Here is a 19,670-nt window from a genome sequence, read left to right as displayed (position 1 = left end):
AAAAAACGGCTTAAACGCCGTTTTTTTATGATTAAACCTCAAATTTCGTCTTATCGCCGATATCGAAATGTAACGGCATTCGCCACTTCTGAATACTTAATACCACTAACAATATGCCGCTAATACCGCTTGAAATTTGGAGTAAGAGCATTTGATCTAACAGAATGGCCAACCAAATGACGGCGACCAACAACGGTTGAGCATTTAAGCCGAATACTCTAAAACAAAAATATTCTTTGTAACTCAGCCCACCGACAACCAACAACATTGCGCCCAAGGCAAATATCGGCAAACCGAAGATTTGGCAAAGCAACCCTATCCATGCGACAAACTGAAAAATAAAGCGGAATCGCTTAAGATAAAGATGAAGTGAAGAAGCTAACATCGTACCGGCGATTAACAAGCCGAGAGAAGCCCATTCCGTTTGGTAAGGCAGTAACAAGACCATAATACTCGCGACTACAAAACCTAAACGATACATAATTACCGTAAAGTAATCCCAAAAATCCATTGGGGATTTAATATGCGGATCTGCCATAATTTTCTCCTTATTAATACAATTAAGCGGTTAAATTTTTGTTTATTTTTTGTAAAAAATAAGGCGAGTATAAAACTCGCCTCACATTATAGCAATAGTTGATTACGCTTTATGGCTATCTTGATATGCTTTTGCCGCCGCAACAAAGCCGGCAAATAACGGATGACCGTCACGCGGTGTTGAAGTAAATTCCGGATGGAACTGCGCCGCAATAAACCACGGATGGTTTGGAATTTCAATAATTTCCACCAATTTACGGTCTGCCGATAAACCGCTCACTTTTAAGCCTGCCGCTTCGATTTGCGGTAATAAAGTATTGTTTACTTCATAACGGTGACGATGACGCTCAACAATCGTTTCCGCACCATAAACTTCACGTGCTTTAGTGCCTTCGATTAAGTGGCATTGTTGCGCACCTAAACGCATTGTGCCGCCTAAATCCGACTCATCGGAACGTGTTTCCACATTACCCGACTCATCTTGCCATTCGGTAATTAAACCCACTACCGGTTGCGGACAATCTTTATCAAACTCGGATGAATTTGCTTGGGTTAAACCTGCCACATTACGTGCATATTCGATCAGTGCGATCTGCATACCTAAACAAATACCTAAATAAGGAATTTTGTTTTCACGTGCATATTGTGCGGTACGGATTTTACCTTCCACACCACGATAGCCGAAGCCACCCGGTACTAAAATCGCATCTAAGCCATGGAGTAATTCAACACCTTTGGTTTCGATATCTTGCGAATCAATATACTTGATATTGACCGTTAAGCGATTGGTTAAACCGGCGTGTTTTAACGCTTCGTTTACCGATTTATACGCATCCGGTAATTCCACATATTTACCCACCATACCGATAGTCACTTCACCGGTCGGGTTCGCTTGGCGATAAAGCACTTGTTCCCATTCGCTTAAATCCGCTTCCGGACAATCTAGGCGGAAACGATCGCAAACAAAACTATCTAAGCCTTGTGATTTCAGTAATTCGGGAATGCGGTAAATCGAATCTACGTCTTTTAAGGAAATTACCGCACGTTCCGGCACGTTACAGAATAAGGCGATTTTTTTACGCTCGTTACTTGGAATCGCACGATCCGAACGGCAAATTAACACGTCCGGCTGAATACCGATTGAAAGTAATTCTTTTACCGAGTGTTGCGTAGGTTTGGTTTTCACTTCGCCGGCAGTCGGAATATACGGCACTAAAGTTAAGTGCATAAATAAGGTTTTTTCTCGACCGACATCGACCGCTAACTGACGTAACGCTTCTAAGAACGGTAACGATTCGATATCGCCTACCGTACCACCAACTTCCACGATCACCACATCACGACCTTTACCGCCTTCAATCACACGTTCTTTAATTTCATTAGTGATATGCGGGATCACTTGGATGGTCGCACCTAAATAATCGCCGCGGCGTTCTTTGCGTAATACTTCAGAGTAAATTTTACCGCTGGTAAAGTTGTTCGCTTTGCTCATTTTAGAACGAATAAAACGCTCATAGTGACCTAAGTCTAAATCAGTTTCCGCACCGTCTTGCGTAACGAAAACTTCACCGTGTTGCGTCGGGCTCATTGTACCCGGATCGACATTGATATAAGGATCCAGCTTCATAATGGTTACGTTTAAACCACGAGCTTCGAGAATTGATGCGAGAGATGCAGCGGCAATACCTTTGCCTAAAGATGAAACAACACCGCCCGTCACGAAAATATAATTCGTTGCCATTTTGTCTGCCTTTGATTAATCAGTTAAATAGATAAGAAAATTCGGAATGGATAGTCAATAAAAACTATCAGGACGGGAGCCTAGTATATAGTAAAACGTATTTTTTGGCTATCGGAAAAATCAACAAGCGGTCAAATTTAACTAAATTTTTACAATTTTGCGTTGCAACAAAAAGAAAAAATTCAACCGCTTATCTTACGATAAATTTTGTGAACAAGATCAAAAAATAAACCGTAACCATTTCTACCCGCTCTTGGTTACATGGGATAATTATTCTATCTTTCTCAAATCTTAAGGAGCTTATATGAAACTCAAAAAACTTGCTTTATCTGCTGTTCTTTCTATGGCAATTTCGAGTGTGTATGCCGCGGAGTTACCGAATATCACGATATTGGCAACCGGCGGAACGATTGCCGGCAGCGGACAAAGTGCGGTGAGTTCGGCTTACCAAGCTGGGCAATTAAACATTGATACCTTAATCGAAGCCGTACCGGAAATGAAAACGCTCGCTAATATTAAAGGCGAACAGGTAGTCAAAATCGGTTCACAAGATATGAGTGACGAAGTGTGGCTAAAATTAGCGAAAACCATCAATAATCAATGCGCTAATACGGACGGTTTTGTCATTACTCACGGTACGGATACGATGGAAGAAACCGCATATTTCCTCGATATGACGGTAAAATGCGATAAACCGGTGGTGTTGGTCGGTGCAATGCGCCCTGCGACAGAAAAAAGCGCTGACGGTCCGTTGAATTTATATAATTCAATTGTAGTGGCGAAAGATAAAAAATCGGCAAAACGTGGTGTGCTAGTCGCAATGAATGATGTGGTACTGGGTGCGAGAGACGTGACAAAAACCAGTACTACCGCCGTGCAAACATTCAGTTCGCCGAACTTCGGTACGCTCGGATATATTCATAACAGTAAAGTCGATTACGAACGTGCACCGGAAAGTAAACACACGTTAAATACCCCGTTTACGGTTGATAAGCTCAATGAACTGCCGAAAGTCGGTATTATCTACGCTTATTCAAATATGCCGACCGAGCCGCTTAAAGCCTTATTGGATGCGGGCTATCAAGGGATAGTAGTTGCCGGTGTCGGTAACGGTAATATGAATGCGGCGAATTTAGCGTTACTAGAACAAGCGGCTAAAAACGGTGTTGCGGTGGTTCGTTCTTCACGAGTGCCGACCGGCTATACCACTCGTGATGCGGAAGTGGATGATTCTAAATACGGTTTTGCGGCATCCGGTACGCTCAACCCGCAAAAAGCACGTGTATTATTACAACTTGCTTTAACCCAAACCAAAGACATTAATACGATTCAACAATATTTTGAAGACTTCTAGTTTTCGCTTATAAACAAGCGGTCTATTTCTTGCAAAAAATTGCGAAAAATAGACCGCTTGTCTTTTTGTAACTCGCTTATTTTACAAAGCTATCAAACGTCAGCTCGTAATTATCGCCGTCACGATTGTATGAAATATAACGAGGGAATTTTTCCCCTACGTATTTTTTCACGGTAATCGCTTTTTGATCGCTAGTTTTAAAACTATAAGTAATTTCTTGATAAGTTTGACCTTTTACCGTTACCGCTTTTTGTACTTTATGCAATTTTACATTCGGTGTCGGATATAATTTCTTACCGTTGGTCGTTTGGAAACTTGTCGGTAATTGATCGTAATAACTTAACTGAAATGCGGTGGTAAATAAATCGAAGGTCGGCATAGTTAATGCCTCTTGTTTTAACGGATCTTTCGCTTTGCCGTACTTCACCGTACTGGAATCAATTTCAGCTAAAGCGTAAGTTTTGCCGTTACGCGTATCGCGATAGCTCAACATATTAAATTGACCGTTACGCTCCGTGCCTTTCGCTGAAAAAACAATGTTATATAACGGTACGTTGATTTTCGATTGAATCGCATACTGACCGCCGCCGTTTTTAAAATGCACATAAGCCGGCATTAGGTAATTAGAACTATATTTTATATTAAAATCATCCGCCCAAGCGGTTGAAATTAATGCAAAAATTGCAACAAACGAAAGTGCGATTTTTTTAATAAATCCCATCTATTTTTCCTCTAATTTAGTGCTTTCGAACAAACGAAGAATAGCATTGCTCTCTCTTAATTGTTCCGCTTTCTCTACTTGCATCTTTGTTAAATGCGGCGAGAAATAGTTAATAAAATCATACATATAATTACGTAAGAAAGTGCCGCGTTTAAATGCGATTTGCGTCATACTCGATTGGAATAAATGACTTGCATCAATCGCCACCAAATCACTGTCCGCGGGCGTATGCGCCATTGACGCCATAATCCCGACCCCTAAGCCTAAACGCACGTAAGTTTTAATGACGTCGGCATCCGTCGCGGTAAACACGATATGCGGTAAGATACCTTCTTTATTAAATGCGTGGTCGAGATCCGACTGCCCGGTAAAACCGAAGGTGTAAGTAATCAGATCATATTTACCGAGTTCTTCGACCGTTAAATTCTTACTTTGGTTCACAAATTTCACTAACGGATGATCCGGCTTCACAATGACGGAACGATTCCATAAATAACACGGCAATAAAATCGCATCTTCAAATAAATGCTGCGCTTCGGTCGTAATCGCCAAATCCACTTCGCCCGCCATTAACGCATCGTAAATTTGACTTGGCGAACCTTGGTGTAATTGTAGGCTGACCTCCGGATACTTCGCTTTAAATTTCTCAATAATCGGCGGCAAAACATAGCGCGCTTGCGTATTCGGCGTTGCAATGCGTAAGACGCCTCGATTCGGACGAGTCTGTTCTTCCGCCACCGATTTAATACTCTGCGCTTTTACCAGTAATTCGCGCGCAATCGCGACAATTTTTTCTCCCGCCGGCGTTAATCCTTTAATATGCTTACCGTTTCGTTCGAAAATATTAATTCCGAGTTCGCTTTCCAATAGACGTACCTGCTTACTAATGCCCGGTTGAGAAGTATAAAGCGTTTCCGCCGCCTCGGTAATATTCAAATTTTGATTCACGATTTCAACGATGTAGCGTAATTGCTGTAATTTCATTATTCGGTTCCTTTAACAATCTCAATAAGCTGATCCATTGAGCTAATTTCATAAGTCGGGCGAATCTGTGTTTCATTCTTACTTTTCGAATGATTAAACCAACAAGTATCGATACCCGCATTATTACCGCCTAAAACGTCTGATGCAAGCGTATCGCCAACCATTAACACTTTGGTTTTGTCTTCCTGTTCCATCAAAGTAAAAGCGTAATCGAACACCTGTCGATCCGGCTTGGCTGCACCGATTTGTTCCGATACGACGACAATCTCAAAAAATTTCTCGGTATGCGTATTCGCTAATCGCTTTTGCTGTAATTCGGTAAAGCCGTTAGTGATAATCCCCATCTTTACTTTACCGTATAGTTGTTCCAACATAGCCGTCACGCCGTCCAACGGTTTACTGACCAATGCCATTTCCGCCATTAACTCTTGATTAAGTTGCAATGCGTCTATGCCGGTTTGCGCCGATAACTTGGCAAAACGGCGGGTTTGAATGTCTTGAGCGGTAATTTCATTATTCTGGTAAGCCACCCAAAGCGGTTTATTGACCGCCTGAAACGCCTCATAGTCTTCTCGCGTAAATTCAATACCGTACCGCTTCAGCATAGAGGTTAAACCTAAGTACGAATTAAACGAAAAAAGCGTTTCGTCAGCGTCAAATAAAACCCAATCATACTTCATTATTTATAACTTCCTTTGATTTCATGCGTAATCCACTCGACAAAATGTTTAACTTTCGCAATCTCTGCCATTTGCGGAGGATAAACCACGTAAAACGCCTTCTCGTCATAAACGTCCGTCGTGAAAGCCTCGATTACCGAACCTTCTTCTATGGCATTTTGCGCGAGTATTCTATTTGCCACCACAACGCCCTGACCGTGTTTCGCCGCTTGCATTCCCATTGAAGTATTCGAATACATCGGACCCGATTCTACTTCTAAATTATTTAAATTAAGATGCTCCGCCATTTGCTTCCATTTGGTATGCGAACAAACGTGAATTAAATTTTTACCTTCTAAATCTTCAGGTTTGGTAATCGGATGATCTCGCAAATATTCCGGCGAGGCTAAAATCATAATACGCGCTTGAACAAGTTCAATCGCTTCCAGATTTTGCCAATTGCCCGAACCGTAATAAATCGCAACATCAATATCTTTGCCTAATAAGCCTTCATCTTGAGAAGCGGTGGTTAAACGCACTTCGATATCCGGATATTTTTTATGAAACTCGTTTAAACGAGGTACCAACCAATGCATACCAAATGACGGCGTGGTACTGATCGATAAAATTTGTCGGCTGTTTTTTAATTTAACCTTTTCGGTCGCCACCGCAATCTGTTCGAGAAGCGGTTGAATTTCTTCAAAATATTGCGCACCGATTTCGGTAAGCTCCAGCAAGCGGTTTCTTCGATGGAAAAGCGAAACGCCCAGAAAGTCTTCCAATAACTTGATTTGGTGACTGACTGCGGCTTGCGTTACAAATAAGTCGTCCGCCGCCTTAGTAAAATTCAAATGGCGCGCGGCAGATTCAAATGCTTTTAACGCGTTGAGAGGGGGAAGTCTTTTATTCATAGATAATTATTCTTGGTTAATAAACGGAATGTGACTACATTATTTTTTTTGATAGATAAAATTAAAATTTTTAGTTTGTCATACTGGTCGAACATCACTATAATGCGCGCCGTACTTAGACGGATAGTGATAGCTTAAGTTTCCGGTTTATTACGGTAAATTAAGCTATTTCAGATTTTTAAGTATGATGTTGTGTTTGCATATTGGTCTAGGAAACTAGACTGGAGTAACATCAAGTTACTCGTTTCACTTCCTGTATATTTTGAACCTTTTTGGTTTATAACCGTCCATTTTGGACGGTTTTTTTCGTTTAAAGCCTTTCTATTGTATCAGAATGAATAAATCCCGCCAGTATCAGAGCGCTATTTTCATTAAAATTTCTTATCTGTGCGTATAAATGATAGAATTTTTTATCCGTCAACTTCGATAACTTCATTCTTCCGATACTACATAAACAAAGCGATTTATAGTATCCTTTCAACTTATTTCGATCATCTAAGAGAAATCCTTTGAGTAAACGCAGACTGACCCAAAACCAACAACGCAGAATCAAATCGAATCATCATAAAAAAATCGCAAAACCCGAATTGGAATGGCAAGACGAAATGCTAGGCGAAGTTCAACAAGGTATTGTGGTTACTCGCCATGCCAAACACGCCGATGTAGAAACCGAACAAGGTGAAATTTATCGTTGTAATCTTCGCCGTACTTTAAAAAACGTGGTGGTCGGCGATCAGGTCTCTTGGCGACAAGGCAACGAGCAGTTACAAGGCATTAGCGGTGTGATTGAAGCAATTTATCCGCGTAAAAACGAATTGAGCCGTCCCGATTATTATGACGGTATCAAAGTGATGGCGGCAAATATCGATCAAATCATTATTGTTTCCGCCGTATTACCCACACTTTCGCTTAATATTATTGATCGCTACTTAGTGATTTGTGAAACCGCTAAAATTCATGCGCTTATCGTGCTAAATAAAATTGATTTGCTTTCGGAATCCGAGCGACAAGAAGTGCAAAAGCAGTTGGCGATTTATGAAAATATCGGTTACGAAACGCTTTGTCTGTCTGCCGATACCGGTGAAAATATGGAAAAATTAGACCGCTATTTATCACGCGGCACTTCAATTTTCGTCGGACAATCTGGGGTAGGAAAATCAAGCCTAATCAACCAATTATTACCGGAGGTTAATGCTTTGACCGGTGCGGTAAGCGATATTTCGGGGTTAGGTCAGCATACGACCACATCTTCTCGTTTATACCATTTACGGCAAGGGGGCAATTTAATTGACTCGCCGGGGATTCGTGAATTCGGTTTATGGCATTTAGAGCCGGAACAAATCACGCTTGGTTACCGTGAATTTCAATCGGTATTAGGCACATGTAAATTCCGAGATTGCAAACATAAATCGGATCCAGGCTGTGCGGTGAGAGAAGCGGTCGAAAAAGGCGAAATTAATGCAATTCGATTTGAAAACTATCATCGCTTAATTGAAAGCCGTGATGAAACCAAAAGTCAACGTCATTTTAGAACAGAAGAATAAGAATCAATAGCAATGAGTACAAATTTCATTTATCCTAATGCCCACTTGATCGCAGGTGTGGATGAAGTTGGTAGAGGCCCGTTAGTGGGAGCTGTGGTAACTGCCGCTGTGATTTTAGATCCGAATAATCCAATTGAAGGATTAGCCGATTCTAAAAAACTGTCGGAGAAGAAGCGTTTGCTTTTAGCGGAGGAAATTAAAGCAAAAGCGCTTTGTTGGTCTTTAGGGCGTGCCGAACCGGAAGAAATCGATCGGTTGAATATCTTGCACGCAACAATGCTCGCTATGCAGCGGGCGGTTGCCGGACTAAATATTCAGCCCGATTTCGTGTTGGTGGACGGCAACCGTATTCCAACTTTACCGATGCCGGCACAAGCGGTCATAAAAGGAGATAGTTTAGTTGCCGAGATCAGCGCAGCTTCCATTTTAGCCAAAGTTGCCCGAGATCAGGAAATGGCTGAATTAGATGTGCAATATCCGGAATACGGTTTTGCAAAGCATAAAGGTTATCCGACTAAACTACATTTTGAAAAACTGGAACAATTCGGGGCAACCCCTTTTCACCGAAAGAGCTTCGCCCCGGTGAAGAAAATCTTAGGTTTATAAATGCTAGAACTACTACTCGAACCCTTCCAATATAACTATATGCAAAAAGCGATTTTCGTCAGTATGGGCGTTGGTGTGGTTTGTGCCTTTCTCTCCGCCTTTTTAATGTTAAAAGGTTGGTCTTTAATCGGTGACGCCCTTTCACATGCCGTAGTGCCGGGCGTTGCCATCGCTTATGCGTTAAAACTCCCTTATGCCTTCGGTGCATTTTTCTCCGGTATTCTTGCCGCTCTTTCGATTTTATGGGTGAAAAGTATTACTCGAATAAAAGAAGATGCGGTTATCGGCTTTATCTTTACCACATTTTTTGCACTAGGCATGTTTATTGTATCGCTTAACCCAACCTCAGTTGATGTTAATGCGATTGTAATGGGCAACATCCTCGGCATTGCGGACGAAGATTTATGGCAAGTTGCTATCATTATCGGATTATCGCTGCTTGGTCTCATCTTTTTCTGGAAAGATCTATTGCTCACTTTTTTTGATGAACATCATGCGCTGTCTGTCGGACTTTCTCCTCTTCTCTACAAAATTTTATTCTTTACCTTATTAAGTGCTTGTGTCGTGGTGGCATTGCAAACGGTCGGTGCAATTTTAGTAATTGCAATGGTGGTGACTCCGGGCGCAACCGCATACTTACTGACAGACAAATTCCCTCGTTTAGTTATTATCGCCATTCTTATCGGTAGCCTCAGCAGTGGCATCGGTGCCTATCTCAGTTACTTTTTAAACGGTGCGACCGGCGGTGTGATTGTTTGCTTACAGACCTTTATCTTTTTATTGGCTTTTTGCTTTGCGCCTAAATACGGTTTGATTAGCCAAAAACGTAAGCGTTTGGAGGCGATCAATGAATGAGTTAGTGCTATGGTTCGTTGAGCCTTTTGCATTTGAATTTATGCAAACCGCTTTGTTTACTGCGGTATTAGTCGCTTCCGTTTGCGCGGTATTGTCTTGTTATTTGATTTTAAAAGGCTGGTCGCTTATGGGCGATGCAATTTCTCATGCAGTATTGCCGGGAGTGGTAATATCCAGCTTACTCGGTTTACCTTTAGCTATAGGGGCATTTGCTTCCGGATTGTTTTGTGCGATTTCCGTCGGTTATCTCAAAGAGAATTCTCGTTTAAAAGAAGATACCATTATGGGCATTATGTTTTCCGGCTTATTTGCGCTTGGTATCGTGCTATTTACCGCTTTGCCGAGCGACCAACATCTCACTCACTTGTTATTCGGTAATTTGCTCGGGGTAACTCAAAACGAATTAATTCAAACTATCATCATTTGCACGCTAACTTTCAGCGTTATTATCTTTAAACGTAAAGATTTCTTGCTCTATTGCTTTGATAGTAATCATGCCAAAGTTATCGGTTTACCGGTAAAACGGTTACATTACGGCTTACTTGCACTGTTAGCCTTAACCATCATTAGTGCAATGCAGGTTGTCGGTGTTATTTTGGTTGTTGCCATGCTCATTGCCCCCGGTATTACCGCTCATCTGCTATCAAATCGTTTTGATTATATGTTAGCAATCGCAATGACGATTGCGATTAGTTCCTCTGTTTTCGGTACGATACTGAGCTATCATATCGATGCGTCAACCGGTCCGACGATTATTTTAATTCAATCCATTGTTTTTGGAATTGTGCTAATAAGTAACCGATTTAAACAACGCAAGCGGTAAATTTCTTTGCAAAATTTGCCAAAAAATTAGAGAATTATTACTTTCAAACTACCTTCTCATAAGGAATATCTATGTCAAACACAACATTTGAAGAAACCATTTTCAGTAAAATTATTCGCAAAGAAATCCCTGCGGCAATCGTTTACCAAGACGAACTCGTTACCGCCTTCCGTGATATTTCACCGCAAGCACCGACTCATATTTTAATCGTACCGAATAAGTTAATTCCGACCGTAAACCACGTAGAAGCGGAAGACGAATTAGCGTTGGGTCGCTTATTTACCGCGGCGGCAAAAATTGCTAAAGAAGAAGGTATTGCTGAAGACGGTTATCGTTTAATTGTGAACTGTAACGTACACGGCGGTCAGGAAGTATTCCATATCCATATGCATTTAGTCGGCGGCGAGCCTTTAGGCAAAATGTTAAACAACAAATAGTATGAAACAGTTAAAATCTTATTGGCTATTGGCAATTTTTTCGCTTTTTTTAACCGCTTGCGGCAGCAATCCGCAAAGTTATATCAAAGGAAAATCTGAGCCGATTGTCAATATTGAAGCGCAAATTGCTCCGTTAATTCAAGTTGAGGCAGAAAGCGATAAGTTATCCGTTGCGAACCTTAGTGAACATCCGCTTAATTTATCCTATAAATTATTTTGGTATGATAACCAAGGAGTGACGCAGAGCAATAATGATCCGGCTATGCCTTGGCTTAATTTATGGCTAATCGGAAAGCAATCTCAAACGTTACAACTTGAGAAGCCGACCGATGAAAGCAGTAATTATCGTATCTATCTACGTGGTCATCGATGAATGCGCTTGATTGGCTTGAGAGCCAACAGCAAGCGGTCGTTTTTCGCCAAAATTTAGCAGGCTTGACCGCTTGCAGCCAACAGATCCAACTCGCCTCCGGCGAGCGATTTGTTTTGCGCCGACAAAATGAGCGAGCGACGGCTTTCGGGATCAATTATGCTCAAGAAGCTCAAATTTTACGCTACTTAACTCGCTTATCATTTAGCCCAAAAGTCTATTATCACAACGAAAATTCCAGTTTGCTGACTTGGATTGAAGGTAATACGCCTAACCGTTTCAGTTCGTCATTACTAAATAAATTAGCGCAACAGCTTGCCGAACTACATCTTGTTCCAATTGACGAATCACTACCTAAGCTCGATATTGCCGAGCGTTGTCAATTTTTATGGGGAAAACTCTCCGAACAGCAACAAACCGCATTGGGATTTCATTCCCCGTTTCAAACGATTCAACCTTTTGCACAGGCAATCTGCCACCACGACCTACATTTAGGGAATTTTATTGAAAAAAATAACCGCTTGTATCTAATTGATTGGGAATATAGTGCCGTATCGGATCCGGCATTGGAAATTGCGATGCTTTTCAGTGCCAATCCTGCAATCAACCAACAGCAACAGACCGAGTTTCTCCGTATATATCTGCAAGAAACACAATTCAATGAAGGGAAATTTAAACGAAAAATGGCAGAATATCATTCTGCCATTTATCAGTTAAATCAATTATGGTTTACGATTCTCGAACCATAAAACTATTTTAAGAACGGATTATGCTGTTTCTCACGCCCAATTGTAGTATGCGGACCATGACCGGCAACCACGATAAAATCGTCATCCAAATCAAACATTTTAGTGCGAATCGTGTTGAGTAGCACGTCTAAACTGCCCATATAAAGATCCGTTCGTCCGATACTGTCTTTAAATAACACATCGCCGCTAAAAGCGATTTTGTTTTCAAAATCAAAGAAACCGATATGCCCCGGTGCGTGTCCCGGTAAATGACGGACGGAGAATCGTAATGCACCGACTTCCACCCTATCATCTTCACTTAACCAATGATCCGGTAAAAACGCTTTAACCGGCGGAATACCGAACATTTCGCACATTTGCGGCAATTGTTCAAATAACGGTTTATCATCAATATGAGAGCCATATACTTCCACACCGAAGTGATCTCTGACTTTTTCAACCGCCATAATATGATCTAAATGACCGTGGGTAAGTAATAGCTTTTGTACTTTTAAATTTTGTGATTCGACAAACTGAATGATTTTATCCGCATCGTCACCCGCATCAATAATTGCGGCATTCTTATTATCATCCCAAATAACGCTACAATTTTGCTGAAACGCACTGACCGGAATAATTTGTAAATTAAACATAAAATTAGACCGCTTACCTAACCGCGCCACGTACGAACAGGGCCGGTATCTACATGAACGAAATTACTGCGAGGATAATAACCAACACCGCCATTATGCAAACTTTCCGCAGCCGCTTTTAATTTTGCCAAAGGAACTCCGGAAATTCTGAAATCAACCGCTTGTCCGCGAATATGATAACTGTTACTTGCTACGCCGCGTCGCGTTCTATGCATTCTTGCATTGGTTTGTGCGGAACGATAACCGCTTAGCACTAATACTTCCGCATTACGGAAACCTAAACGCTGCTGAATTTGATTTAATTTCACGAATAACATCGGGTCGATTCGTTTAACTTGATTGGTATGACGATCACGCATAAGGTAATTTAATTTCCCTAAATCGCCGCTTGAAAGAGAACCGTTACTGAATGTTGCCGCATACGTATCGCCCGTATTGATATTACGAAAACGTAACGCTAACGGAGTAGGAGTGGAAAGAAGCGCCATTACTTTGCTTGGCAATAAACTTGCTCCTAAAACAAGACCGCCGAGCGATAACCACTTACGGCGTTGAACATTGATTTGATTCATTGCTATTCCTCATTCTTCACGAGTAATGATTGATAGTAAATGATTTATCACAAATTATTTACTATCGACCATAAATAAAGGCTTATTAAGTAATAAGCCCATTAGGTTTAATCTAAAAAAGAAAGTTCCGAGAAGCAAGTAAAACTTCTCGGAAATTTTTATATTTGTGAATTAGATCACACTTTTAACTTTACTCCAATTCACCACATTTTTCGGAATAGAGGTATCAAATTTATAGATATCAGGTAACGTATATACCTTACCGTTCTCTACCCATGCGGTAACATAGTATAAATAAACCGGATTGTCCGAACGAATATTAGCCGAAGTGGTTTTCTGACTTGCCAATACTTTTTGTTTTTTATCCATACTCCAACCGGCTTCTTTCAGCAAAATACTTGCCAGATCATCCGAACGTTCCACACGTACGCAACCGGAACTTAACGCGCGATCCGTTTTACCGAATAAGCCGCGATTCGGCGTATCGTGTAAATAAATCGCATCCGAACTCGGCATATTAAATTTAAAACGACCTAATGCACTGTCATCACCGGCTTTTTGGCGAATACGGTAAGGAAGATTTTTGCTGTTCACATATTGCGCCCAATTCACGCTGCGAGGATTAATTTTATTGCCTTTTCCGTCAAAAATTTCATAACCTGCGGCATCTGCGAATCCCGGATTTTTAGCCAATTTCGGCACAATATCTTTATTTAAAATTGTCGGCGGAATATTCCAAGGCGGATTAACCACTACGTTACTAAGCTTACTATACATAACCGGCGTACGGCGATCATCGCGACCGACAATCACTTTTGATTGTAATGCAAGCTGACCGTCACGGAAGTAAAATAGTTGATAACTAGGGATATTAACAAAGATACCGTTATTAAAACTCGGAATAATACGTAATCTTTGCGCATTTAACGCTAATTTATAGAACGTATCGTTACCGGTTGCCGGCTCAGACGTTTTTGTTTTCTTTGCTTTTGCTACTTTCTTCGTGTTACCGCCGGCAGACATTGCTAAGATGCGTTGCACCGTTTCTTGGTAAATATGATTACGAGGCACTAAATTTGCCACGAACTGAGCCGAATCGCCGTTCTTAGTCGATTCCACCCATTGATTTATTTGCTCCGAGCTAGGTGATTTAGGACTATAGCTGCCAAGGTTGTATAACCATTGATTCGCATTTTTATACACGTTTTTATTGTAATAGAGATAATCTAAGAAACCGTCGGTTAATAAGATATCTCTGCCCAAACCTTCCGGATGATTTAAAATCTGTTGTAATGCTTTGGCCGATTTGCTTGATACGCCGCTTGCGGCAAATAATGCGTATTCCTTGAGGAATTGCTTCTCCGCATGCTTGTCATTCCACATACTTGCATAATCGTTATCCAAATAAATTTTAGCAACCGATTTAGTTAGTAATAACTGATTATCTCCGACCGTTTGCTTTACTTTCAACACCGCTTCTTGCAATTTACGTTCTTCTTCCAAACGAATCTGCTCTTGCTCAAAAACATAATCCGCACGCTTTGCAAGTTCAGCTGCTCTAGCCTGCTGAGCGCTAAAACTTAGCTGGGGTAAAATTGCATCCGATGTCGCATGATTAACCGTTGCGTTTTCTGTTGATGCAGCCTGAAGATGAGTTGCATTAGTTTCGGCTAAAACGACACTTGAAAGCATTACTAACGGCAGTAATTTGAAGGTTTTCGCCTTACTCATATAAAAATCCTTAGCTCCGAGATTATAAAACATCAATAAAAGCAAACCGCTTAACTTTCATTAAGCGGCAGCTAATTTAATACATTATAAGCTATTTTATGACTTCTTATCAATTTCTAACCAATCAACCATCATTTTTTCAGCTTCTTTTAAGAAAAAGTCCGGTGCTTCATAGTCTTTTGGTAAGGCATCAATATTCTTAATCGCTTTTTTCCCTTCCCTTGCAAAGCGTGCATTCAGATCTTTCAGACGTTTCGCTTCGTCTGCGCGATCTTCTTTCAAACGCTCTTCCAGATTAAGTGACGAATACTTGCGAGCGTCTCTTTCTTTACGGATTGCAATATCTTCGTTTAACGTAATAAACTCAGGTTCTTTCGCAATACGTTCTTCATGCTTAGCAGTTAATGCGGAAACCGCATCTCTTGCATGTCCGGCTTCTTGATAGCTTGCCGCAGGAATTTTATCCCAAGGTAAAGCATTATCTTCAAAACTTTCGCCAGTTTTCTCCGCATTAATAATTTCAGGAAATTTAATATCCGCTTCGACGCCTTTCAATTGAGTGCTGCCGCCGTCAATACGATAGAATTTTTGGATTGTGTATTGAATAAAGCCTAACGGTTCCTGATCCAAGTCATATACAAAATTTAACGAACGACTTTGTTGAACCGTACCTTTACCGAAGGTTTGTTGCCCTACGATAATTGCACGATTGTAATCTTGCATCGCCGCCGCAAAAATTTCGGATGCCGACGCGCTGTGGCGGTTAATCATAACCATGATCTTACCGTCATAAAGCGATTTATCCGCTTCCGGATCTTCATGCACTTTAATACGGTTGAACGCATCTCGTACCTGAACAACCGGCCCGTCTTTAATAAAGAGTCCGGTTAATTCGACAACTTCCGTCAGAGAACCGCCGCCGTTTTCACGTAAATCGATAATTAAACCGTCCACTTTTTTAGTTTTCATTTCATCTAACAATTTACGAACATCGTTGGTTAAACCGATATAAAATGTTGAAATTTTAATCACGGCAACATTTTTACCGTTGATTTTATCAACAGTTAGTTTTGCCGCACTGTCTTCTAAACGAACTTTATCTCGGACTAAAGTGATAATTTTCGTTTTTCCGCCTTTTTCCGGTTCAATTTCTAAACGAACTTTCGTACCTTTTTTACCTTTGATCTTATCGACGACATCATCTAAACGCCAACCGATAACATCTTCGATCTCACCGTTATCCTGACCGACACCTACGATCTTATCGCCGACCACCAGTTTTTTACTACGAGCGGCAGGCGCACCCGGCACGAGAGATTTAATCGTAGTTACGTCGTCTTCCATCGCAAGCGTCGCACCGATACCTTCCAAAGACAAATTCATACTTTCTTGGAATGCTTTTGCCGCACGAGGCGAAAGATAACTTGTATGCGGATCAATTTCACGTGCGAACGCATTTAAATACGTTTGCAACACGTCGTCCGCTTTAATTTGCGTCAAACGTTTAATCGCTAAATTATAACGTTTAATTAACGTTTTCTTAATTTCAGGCCATTTTTTATCTTTAAGATAGAGATTAATTACATCGTTTTTAACGCGTTGTTCCCATAGCTGATTAGCTTCTTCAACCGTTGCGGGAAACGCCGCCTTTTCACGATCATTTTCGATTTGATCCGACCCTTTTAAATTCGGCTCTTTATCTAATAAAGACAACGCATACTTATAACGTTCATAACGACGTTTGGTCATTAAATCATAGATTTCAAATGCGGAATCCAACTTACCTTCATACAGCTCATCATCTAATTTCGCCGCATATTTGGCGCGCATCTCATCAATATCGGATTGTAAAAAAGTATTATGCGCTCCGTCTAACCAATCCATATATCGGTTAAAAATCTTATCCGCAAACTCATCGTCTAATTTAAACTTATGGTAGTGAGATTGTGTCAAACGCGCTGTAACACGTTTAGTTGAAAGGCTGTGTTGTTCCGTCGGTTTCGGGGTTACTAACGCACTCTCTTGAATTTGCGGTTCTACCGCAAATGCACTGCTTACGATAGTCCCGAAACAAATAGCAATAAGACGGCTAAGTTGATTTATTTTCATAAAAATCCTGATTCATTATAAAGATATGCAAGCGGTCAAAAAAACGTTACGTATTGTAAAACGACAATAAACCGACCGCTAGACCTGCAAATTATTTATTTCCCTTACCAAATTTGCTTGTTAATGCCGCTAAACTCTCGGCGGTCGCTTTTACAGAAGCTTCTTTCGCAACTCGAGGAGTCTTCTTCACTTGATTTGCAGCATTTTTCTTCGCTTTCTCTTCTTGAGCTTTTTTCTTAAAGAATTCTTTGCGTTGCTCTTTTCGCTGTTCCGCTTTACGAGCCGCATAAGCTTCTTTGGCAACCGTTAAAGTTTGTGCCGCGTGCTCTGCTTGCGCTTCATCCACAATACCGGCTTCTTCGCCTTGTAAACCGACACGTTGGACATTTGCTTTACAACAAGCCAAATAACGCCAGCTCATCGTATAAGTACGTAACGCCTGACGCAGTAATGTTTTACTGACTTTTTCATCATTAGCCAACGCTTCGGCCAAATCTTGGAAAAGTCCGACTTTGAGTGGCTTTGCTTCTCCTTCAACACTAAAACAAAGTGGAAACTTCTCCGCTAAATACGTAATCACTTCTTTTACGCTAGGATTAGTTTTATTGCCATTTTGAATTTTTACTTGTTGTTCTGACATATTGTTTTTCTCTTTAAATTTAAGTCCAAATAGATGCCGACCCAATACAGAGTCTTAGCCCGCTACTATATTTTATTTACGGATTCCCGTCTATATAAAATCAAGTCATTACGCTATTTTGTTACGTTCATATATTTCTATGTTTCAATTCCGATAAATAAGTTCAAAAAAACATTTGCTTTAATGTTTTTTTAATGTTCTAATCGAAAACGCTTCTCGTAGCGTTCTTGAGTACGATTGCTTTATCGATGTTTTCCTTTCTATAAATCTTCTGATTTTCTGAGAGTTCTTCGCGAATAAATCTCTAATCTCCAAACAAACGTGCAGCAATTCTTTTCATTAAATTTTTATAAGGAAAATCCTATGTCTAAAGCAACAGGTATCGTTAAATGGTTCAATTCAACTAAAGGTTTCGGTTTTATCACTCCGGATCAAGGCGGTAAAGATATTTTCGTTCACTTCTCAGGTATCGTTGGTTCAAACTTCCGTACTTTAGAAGAAGGTGCAAAAGTTGAGTTTGAAGTACAAGATTCAGATCGCGGTCCTTCAGCAGTAAACGTAAAAGTACTTTAATTTTAAATACTTATATAACGAATCTAAAAGCCAGCAAAATGCTGGCTTTTTTCATTTATCGAATTAGACTTCATTAGGTTGATATGCTAACGGATATAAATCCAATTTATCCATTAGTAAGCGGTCAAAATCTTCTTCCGGATTACCTGTCGTTAATAGCTTTTCGCCATAAAAAATTGAGTTTGCTCCCGCCATAAAGCACAATGCTTGCATCGCTTCCGGCATTTCGGTTCTACCTGCGGATAAGCGCACATAACTTTTCGGCATAGTAATTCTGGCAACGGCAATCGTTCTGACAAATTCCGTCCAATCCAAATCTTCCGCATTTTCAAGCGGTGTTCCTTCCACTTTAATTAATTGGTTAATCGGTACACTTTCCGGCTGTGGATCCAAATTGGCTAAACTAGCAATAAGTCCGGCACGTTCCGGGCGGGTTTCGTTCATGCCGACAATTCCGCCACAGCAGACTTTTAATCCTGCATGACGTACTTTACCGAGCGTATCCATACGATCATCGTGATTGCGGGTATGTACGATTTTGCTATAACGTTCCGGATCCGTATCCAAGTTATGATTATAATAATCCAATCCGGCTTGTTTTAAATCTTCCGCCATCCCTTCTTCAAGCAAACCGAAAGTACCGCAAGTCTCTAGACCTAACGCTTTTACCGCACCGATAATTTCAGACACCACTTTAATGTCTTTCGGCTTCGGCCCACGCCAAGCGGCGCCCATACAAAAACGGCTCGCGCCTCTCGCTTTGGCTATTTTGGCTTTCTCGACAATTTCTTCCACATCCATCATCACTTGCTTTTCAAGCCCGGTATCATAGCGAGCGGACTGAGGGCAATATTCGCATTCTTCCGGACATCCTCCGGTTTTAATCGAAAGTAACGTCGATAATTGAATCGCTTGCGGGTCAAAATGCTCTCTATGGACTTGTGCCGCTTTAAAGATAAGTTCCATAAAAGGCATTTCGAATAATTCTTCGACTTGGCATTTACGCCAATATTGTGCCGTAGGGTGGGGGGTAAGTTCACTTTTTGCTTTTAAACGCAAATTATAGGTTGTCATGTCATCTCCTTAAATAAACCGAAGCGGTCGTATTTTCTCAAAATCTTA

21 protein-coding genes are annotated in these 19,670 nt (G+C 40.9%); 9 read left to right on the top strand and 12 right to left on the bottom strand.

Annotation, left to right across the window (positions count from 1 at the left end; genetic code table 11):
- Positions 1–31: 31 nt before the first annotated feature.
- Positions 32–538 (bottom strand): DUF2301 domain-containing membrane protein, encoded by a 507-nt coding sequence (locus DY200_RS00755; protein WP_005611241.1) that lies wholly within the window; start codon positions 536–538, stop codon positions 32–34.
- Between the two features lie 102 nt (positions 539–640).
- On the bottom strand, positions 641–2,278 hold the full coding sequence (gene pyrG, locus DY200_RS00750; RefSeq protein ID WP_115586535.1) for a glutamine hydrolyzing CTP synthase: 1,638 nt from the start codon (positions 2,276–2,278) through the stop codon (positions 641–643).
- A gap of 304 nt (positions 2,279–2,582) precedes the next feature.
- Here pyrG and ansB point away from each other — a divergent pair, with 304 nt between their 5' ends.
- Positions 2,583–3,632, top strand: a complete 1,050-nt coding sequence (gene ansB / locus DY200_RS00745; RefSeq protein WP_115586534.1) for an L-asparaginase 2 — start codon at positions 2,583–2,585, stop codon at positions 3,630–3,632.
- A gap of 76 nt (positions 3,633–3,708) precedes the next feature.
- Here the strand turns inward: ansB and DY200_RS00740 are convergent, their stop codons facing one another.
- Genes DY200_RS00740 through DY200_RS00725 form a run of 4 tightly spaced genes read right to left on the bottom strand, consistent with a single transcriptional unit; the run spans position 3,709 to position 6,907 of the window.
- Positions 3,709–4,353, bottom strand: a complete 645-nt coding sequence (locus tag DY200_RS00740) for a hypothetical protein (protein ID WP_115586533.1) — start codon at positions 4,351–4,353, stop codon at positions 3,709–3,711.
- Positions 4,354–5,337, bottom strand: a complete 984-nt coding sequence (gene cysB, locus DY200_RS00735) for an HTH-type transcriptional regulator CysB (protein WP_115586532.1) — start codon at positions 5,335–5,337, stop codon at positions 4,354–4,356.
- Positions 5,337–6,017: a pyrimidine 5'-nucleotidase gene (gene yjjG / locus DY200_RS00730; protein WP_005600148.1), complete on the bottom strand. Its 681-nt coding sequence runs from the start codon at positions 6,015–6,017 to the stop codon at positions 5,337–5,339. The genes cysB and yjjG overlap by 1 nt, the downstream gene beginning before the upstream one ends.
- Entirely contained in the window at positions 6,017–6,907 is an 891-nt protein-coding gene (locus tag DY200_RS00725) for a transcriptional regulator GcvA (protein ID WP_115586531.1), read from the bottom strand. Before DY200_RS00725 ends, yjjG begins: the two co-directional genes overlap by 1 nt.
- A gap of 509 nt (positions 6,908–7,416) precedes the next feature.
- On the opposite strand from DY200_RS00725, the gene rsgA reads away from it, so the two are divergent.
- The 7 genes from rsgA to DY200_RS00690 all read left to right on the top strand — a co-directional run bounded on the left by rsgA (position 7,417) and on the right by DY200_RS00690 (position 12,291).
- Entirely contained in the window at positions 7,417–8,451 is a 1,035-nt protein-coding gene (gene rsgA, locus DY200_RS00720; RefSeq protein WP_115586530.1) for a small ribosomal subunit biogenesis GTPase RsgA, read from the top strand.
- Positions 8,452–8,463: 12 nt separating this feature from the next.
- Positions 8,464–9,057 carry a ribonuclease HII gene (rnhB, locus tag DY200_RS00715; RefSeq protein WP_005620061.1) on the top strand — a complete coding sequence of 198 codons (594 nt, stop codon included), beginning with the start codon at positions 8,464–8,466 and terminating at the stop codon, positions 9,055–9,057.
- On the top strand, positions 9,058–9,912 hold the full coding sequence (locus DY200_RS00710) for a metal ABC transporter permease (protein WP_115586529.1): 855 nt from the start codon (positions 9,058–9,060) through the stop codon (positions 9,910–9,912).
- Positions 9,905–10,735: a metal ABC transporter permease gene (locus DY200_RS00705; RefSeq protein ID WP_115586528.1), complete on the top strand. Its 831-nt coding sequence runs from the start codon at positions 9,905–9,907 to the stop codon at positions 10,733–10,735. Before DY200_RS00710 ends, DY200_RS00705 begins: the two co-directional genes overlap by 8 nt.
- 71 nt (positions 10,736–10,806) lie before the next feature.
- Complete coding sequence (hinT, locus tag DY200_RS00700; protein ID WP_115586527.1) at positions 10,807–11,172, top strand: purine nucleoside phosphoramidase; 366 nt, start codon at positions 10,807–10,809, stop codon at positions 11,170–11,172.
- A 1-nt stretch (position 11,173) separates the two neighbouring features.
- Positions 11,174–11,545, top strand: coding sequence for a YcfL family putative periplasmic lipoprotein (locus tag DY200_RS00695; protein WP_115586526.1), 372 nt, complete (start codon positions 11,174–11,176; stop codon positions 11,543–11,545).
- Entirely contained in the window at positions 11,542–12,291 is a 750-nt protein-coding gene (locus tag DY200_RS00690; RefSeq protein ID WP_115586525.1) for a choline kinase family protein, read from the top strand. The genes DY200_RS00695 and DY200_RS00690 overlap by 4 nt, the downstream gene beginning before the upstream one ends.
- 2 nt (positions 12,292–12,293) lie before the next feature.
- On the opposite strand, the gene DY200_RS00685 is transcribed toward DY200_RS00690, so the two are convergent.
- From DY200_RS00685 to proQ, 5 genes are all read right to left on the bottom strand, one after another.
- Positions 12,294–12,923 carry an MBL fold metallo-hydrolase gene (locus DY200_RS00685; protein WP_115586524.1) on the bottom strand — a complete coding sequence of 210 codons (630 nt, stop codon included), beginning with the start codon at positions 12,921–12,923 and terminating at the stop codon, positions 12,294–12,296.
- 17 nt (positions 12,924–12,940) lie between these two features.
- Entirely contained in the window at positions 12,941–13,495 is a 555-nt protein-coding gene (gene mepK / locus DY200_RS00680; protein WP_005595812.1) for a peptidoglycan L,D-endopeptidase MepK, read from the bottom strand.
- 171 nt (positions 13,496–13,666) lie between these two features.
- The gene (locus tag DY200_RS00675; RefSeq protein WP_115586523.1) at positions 13,667–15,226 is read right to left on the bottom strand and encodes a L,D-transpeptidase family protein; all 1,560 of its coding nucleotides are present in this window, start codon (positions 15,224–15,226) and stop codon (positions 13,667–13,669) included.
- A gap of 96 nt (positions 15,227–15,322) precedes the next feature.
- Complete coding sequence (gene prc, locus DY200_RS00670; RefSeq protein ID WP_115586522.1) at positions 15,323–17,335, bottom strand: carboxy terminal-processing peptidase; 2,013 nt, start codon at positions 17,333–17,335, stop codon at positions 15,323–15,325.
- Between the two features lie 91 nt (positions 17,336–17,426).
- Positions 17,427–17,975, bottom strand: a complete 549-nt coding sequence (gene proQ / locus DY200_RS00665; RefSeq protein WP_005595806.1) for an RNA chaperone ProQ — start codon at positions 17,973–17,975, stop codon at positions 17,427–17,429.
- A 363-nt stretch (positions 17,976–18,338) separates the two neighbouring features.
- Between proQ and cspE the strand changes: the two genes are divergently transcribed.
- Entirely contained in the window at positions 18,339–18,548 is a 210-nt protein-coding gene (cspE, locus tag DY200_RS00660) for a transcription antiterminator/RNA stability regulator CspE (RefSeq protein ID WP_115586521.1), read from the top strand.
- A gap of 63 nt (positions 18,549–18,611) precedes the next feature.
- Here cspE and bioB read toward each other — a convergent pair whose 3' ends face one another.
- A complete protein-coding gene (bioB, locus tag DY200_RS00655; RefSeq protein ID WP_115586520.1) occupies positions 18,612–19,622 on the bottom strand; it encodes a biotin synthase BioB in 1,011 nt (336 codons plus the stop codon).
- Positions 19,623–19,670 lie beyond the last annotated feature (48 nt).

This window comes from Actinobacillus lignieresii (genome assembly GCF_900444945.1).
GTDB classification, from domain to species: domain Bacteria; phylum Pseudomonadota; class Gammaproteobacteria; order Enterobacterales; family Pasteurellaceae; genus Actinobacillus; species Actinobacillus lignieresii.
This window is presented reverse-complemented; position numbering and strand designations above follow the sequence as displayed.